This window comes from Methylomonas sp. BG-2 (assembly GCF_057766305.1).
In genome coordinates this window covers 1-3520 of the sequence record NZ_JBYMAP010000320.1, presented here as the reverse complement: position 1 = coordinate 3520, position 3520 = coordinate 1, and the positions used below count along the sequence as shown (strand labels likewise).

The following is a 3520-nucleotide window of genomic DNA, read 5'->3' as shown; positions in this document are numbered from 1 at the left end:
AAGATGGGTTTGGGAAAGGCTTTAGCCGCGATTGAGGGCGTTCCGACAAGGGAATGGCCTGGCTTCGTCCAACGACTGACAGAGTAAGCATGACGATCAAGGTTTGCATCGTGATTCCGGTCTACAACCACGAGCGGGCGTTGCCGGCCTTGCTGGCGCGGCTCAAGCCGCACGGCTTGCCCTGCCTGTTGGTCAACGACGGCAGCTCGCCGGCCTGCGGACAGGTATTGCGCGAGTTGGCCGCCGCGCAAAGCGATTGGCTGAGCTTGCTGGAACGGCCGGCGAACGGCGGCAAGGGCGCGGCGGTCATCGACGGTTTTCGCCGGGCCGGCGCGCGAGGCTTCAGTCACGCGCTGCAAATCGACGCCGACGGCCAGCACGACACTGCCGATATTCCGGCGTTTCTGGCACTGGCCCGCCTGTATCCGGAGGCGATGATACTCGGCGCGCCGCGATACGGCACCGACGCGCCGAAGAGCCGGGTGCAAGGCCGGCGCATCACCAATTTTTGGATTCGCGTCAACACCTGGTCGGATGCGATCGCCGACGGCATGTGCGGCTACCGCGTGTATCCGCTGGCGGCGGTCGAGCGCTTGCTGGCCCGGCAACGCGTGGCCAGCGGCATGGCCTTTGACATCGATATCGTGGTCAGGCTGCATTGGCAAGGCGTCGCCGCCTTCAACCTGCCGACGGCGGTGCGTTATCCGGAAGACGGCGTATCGCATTTTCGGCTGTTCCGCGACAACCTCCGGATTTCGTTGACGCACGCCCGGCTGTTTTGCGGGATGCTGCTCAGGCTACCGGTCCTGTTGTGCAGGCGTCCGCGATGAGGGCCGCCGGCCATTGGGCGCAAATCGGCGAATCGACTTGCGTTTGGGGCATGCGCCTGCTGTTCGGCGTGTTCCGTTACGGCGGTCGGCCGTTACTGCAAGCGTTTTTGTATCCGGTGGTTAGTTATTACTGGTTGAGCCAGCGTAGCGCCCGAGAGGCCAGTCGCGAATTCTGGCGGCGCTTGGCGCTGTTTAACGGCGAGCGGCCGGAGCGTCTGAACTGGCGGAGTTGGCGGCATTTCATCGCATTCGCCAATGCGATGATCGACAAGATGGCGGCCTGGGCCGATGCGCTACCGGCGGACGCGGTCGAATTCGACGGCCGCGAGCGGTTGTTGGCAGATTTGGCGCGAGGGCGCGGCGCGCTGCTGTTGGCTTGCCATCTGGGCAATCCCGAAGTGTGTCGGGTCATGGCCCGGCGCGATCCGAACGTCAAAATCAACGTGTTGGTGCATACCAAGCACGCCGAGCGCTTCAACCGTTTGCTGGCCCGCTATAACCCGGCCAGCGCGCTGAACTTGCTGCAAGTCACCGAGATCGACGCTGGGGTGGCGATGCGCTTGGCCGAAAAAATCGAGCAGGGCGAGTTGGTGATTATCGCCGCCGACCGCACGCCGGTGGGTGGCGGCCGGGTAGCCTGGGCCGACTTCCTCGGCGCGCCGGCGCCGTTGCCGCAGGGTCCGTTCGTGCTGGCCGGCCTGCTGCGGTGTCCGGTGTATGGCTTGTTCTGCGTCAAACAGGCCGGCCGCCACCGAATTCTCTTCGAACCGTTCAGCGACGGCCTGGCCTGGAACCGCGCCAACCGCGACGAAGTCATCCGCGCCGCCGTCCGCCGCTACGCCGAACGTTTGCAATACCACTGCCTGGCCGCCCCGCGACAATGGTTTAATTTTTACGATTTCTGGCGGGAATGATTCTACTTTGCCGGATTTAAGCGCCGCCAGTCTGTAAGCGGGCAGCCGTTGCAAGCTTCGATCCCTCCGTGGGCTTGGATTTTTGGCAGCCGTAGCAGCGCGAAAGCCAATCCCCGCCGAACCGCCGCATCACATTGAACCCAACAGACGGACGATTTCCCCGGTTTAACCTAGCGGTCATTAAAGTGATTTCGCCCTGGAGAATGAAAAAGGATCGGCGTAGGAGCCGCGTCAGCCGCGATTGATGGCGTTCCGACACCGCGATGTCCTTACCTTGTCCAACGACTTTCATACTGAGTTTTAAGTATGGTGCGCATGACCTCAATCCGGGAGATATAGGGTAAGTTCGCAGATAGCCAGTTTAACTGATTGCTGGCTATCGGTGATCGCTTGAGATGTTTGGGCTCTGGGCTTCCGGCGGGGGGATACGGATTGTTACTAGGCACCGAATCCGCAGTATGGCCCCTGGCGGCCATTAAGAGACAGTCACACTGTGGGCGTCCGAATCACGCAGGGCCTCAACCCGTTTGGCGCTGAACCCGAGTGCAGAAGGTTTGACCAGGTTTTTGCTCGCGTTTGGCTGGTGCCGGCGATAGAACGGCAAAATAATTGCCGGCGGGTCTTCCGCCGTCGCCATGTCTGGCGGCGCGGTACTTTTAACCTGGTTCTAATGGGGTATTAAGCTTGAGCTTATCGGCGTCGAATACGATTGCGCCCTCCTAATCATATTCGTTCAGGGGAACTATTCGTATGAACCGTGCCTTATCCGTCAGGCTGTTAAGCTTTCTTACCGTATTGGGTTTGTCGGCCGGCGCCGATGCCGCGACGACCGTGCAAGTCGGTGCCAGCGGTAAAACCTTCGCGTCGTCGGCCGTCAGCTGCGCGATCAATCCGGTGACCGGCGCCCAGGCCGCCACTGTTCAAGCGGGGCTGTTCAATCCAAGTTTAAAAGCCACGGCCACGGTTCGCCTGAACGGCGGGACGGTCGCGAAAGTGAACGCGGCCCAGCCTTCGGTGCCGGTTTGGCTGGCCGACGGCACTAACACCGTCGTGGTGGCGCTGTCCAAACGCGTCGCGGACACTTACGCGTTTACGGTCCAGCCGGATTTCTGCAGTCTGCCGGATACCTCGGGCAATACCTTCAGTAGCGACGGTACGTTGGAATACGCTGCCAGCGGCAAATCCTACGCGCTGGTCAGTCCTGGGTGCGCCTTCAACCCGGCTAGCCGTACCGCCCAACCCTTCGTTAACCTGTTCGATAACGGCACTTATCTGCTGAACGTGTCGATCAACGGCACGCCGTTAACCCAATTGAACGGTACCACCCGGAAAGTGGTGCCGGTGTTTTTGAGCGCGGGTCCGAACGTGATCTCGGCCGCCAACGGCACGCTGTCCACCGACTACTTCATCCGCGACGGCGGCGACGGTACTTGTACGTTGCCGTAAATCGCCGGTCACACCGGCTTGCAACCTCGTTACCCACTGTGCCGCCAGGGATTGGCGGCTTTTTTTGGCCGATGGCTTTGGCTATCCGAAAGTGTTTTTTTCTCATACCGCAGCACTCCGCAACGCACTCACCCATTACTCTGAAAGAATTACGGATATACCGGTAAACACGCCCTCGGTTGCCGCTAAAGCGCCTCTTGCCAGCATCTTTTCATTTTCCGGGGCGAAAATCCTTTCGTGACCGTTAGGTAAGCAACATTTGCGGGCCGGTCCGACATTAGAAAACGGTTGGCAAAATCTGGATATGCCGGTGGCGGGATGGCCTTGATC

The 3520-nt window shown here is 60.6% G+C and carries 4 protein-coding genes; 3 read left to right on the top strand and 1 reads right to left on the bottom strand.

Annotated elements, in window-relative coordinates:
* Positions 1-89 precede the first annotated feature (89 nt).
* The 3 genes from AC3B8H_RS19480 (at position 90) to AC3B8H_RS19470 (ending at position 3190) form a co-directional block, all read left to right on the top strand.
* A complete protein-coding gene (locus AC3B8H_RS19480; protein WP_488443183.1) occupies positions 90-830 on the top strand; it encodes a glycosyltransferase family 2 protein in 741 nt (246 codons plus the stop codon).
* Positions 827-1744: a lysophospholipid acyltransferase family protein gene (locus tag AC3B8H_RS19475; protein WP_488443182.1), complete on the top strand. Its 918-nt coding sequence runs from the start codon at positions 827-829 to the stop codon at positions 1742-1744. The genes AC3B8H_RS19480 and AC3B8H_RS19475 overlap by 4 nt, the downstream gene beginning before the upstream one ends.
* A gap of 750 nt (positions 1745-2494) precedes the next feature.
* Complete coding sequence (locus tag AC3B8H_RS19470; protein ID WP_488443181.1) at positions 2495-3190, top strand: hypothetical protein; 696 nt, start codon at positions 2495-2497, stop codon at positions 3188-3190.
* A gap of 135 nt (positions 3191-3325) precedes the next feature.
* Here AC3B8H_RS19470 and AC3B8H_RS19465 read toward each other — a convergent pair.
* The coding region (locus AC3B8H_RS19465) for a hypothetical protein (RefSeq protein WP_488443180.1) at positions 3326-3520 on the bottom strand (195 nt) is incomplete at its 5' end.

Excerpts from the sequence above, each read along its gene's own strand:
- AC3B8H_RS19480 (WP_488443183.1), top strand. The coding sequence starts at position 90 with ATGACGATCAAGGTTTGCATCGTGATTCCGGTCTACAACCACGAGCGG.
- AC3B8H_RS19470 (WP_488443181.1), top strand. The coding sequence starts at position 2,495 with ATGAACCGTGCCTTATCCGTCAGGCTGTTAAGCTTTCTTACCGTATTG.
- AC3B8H_RS19475 (WP_488443182.1), top strand. The coding sequence starts at position 827 with ATGAGGGCCGCCGGCCATTGGGCGCAAATCGGCGAATCGACTTGCGTT.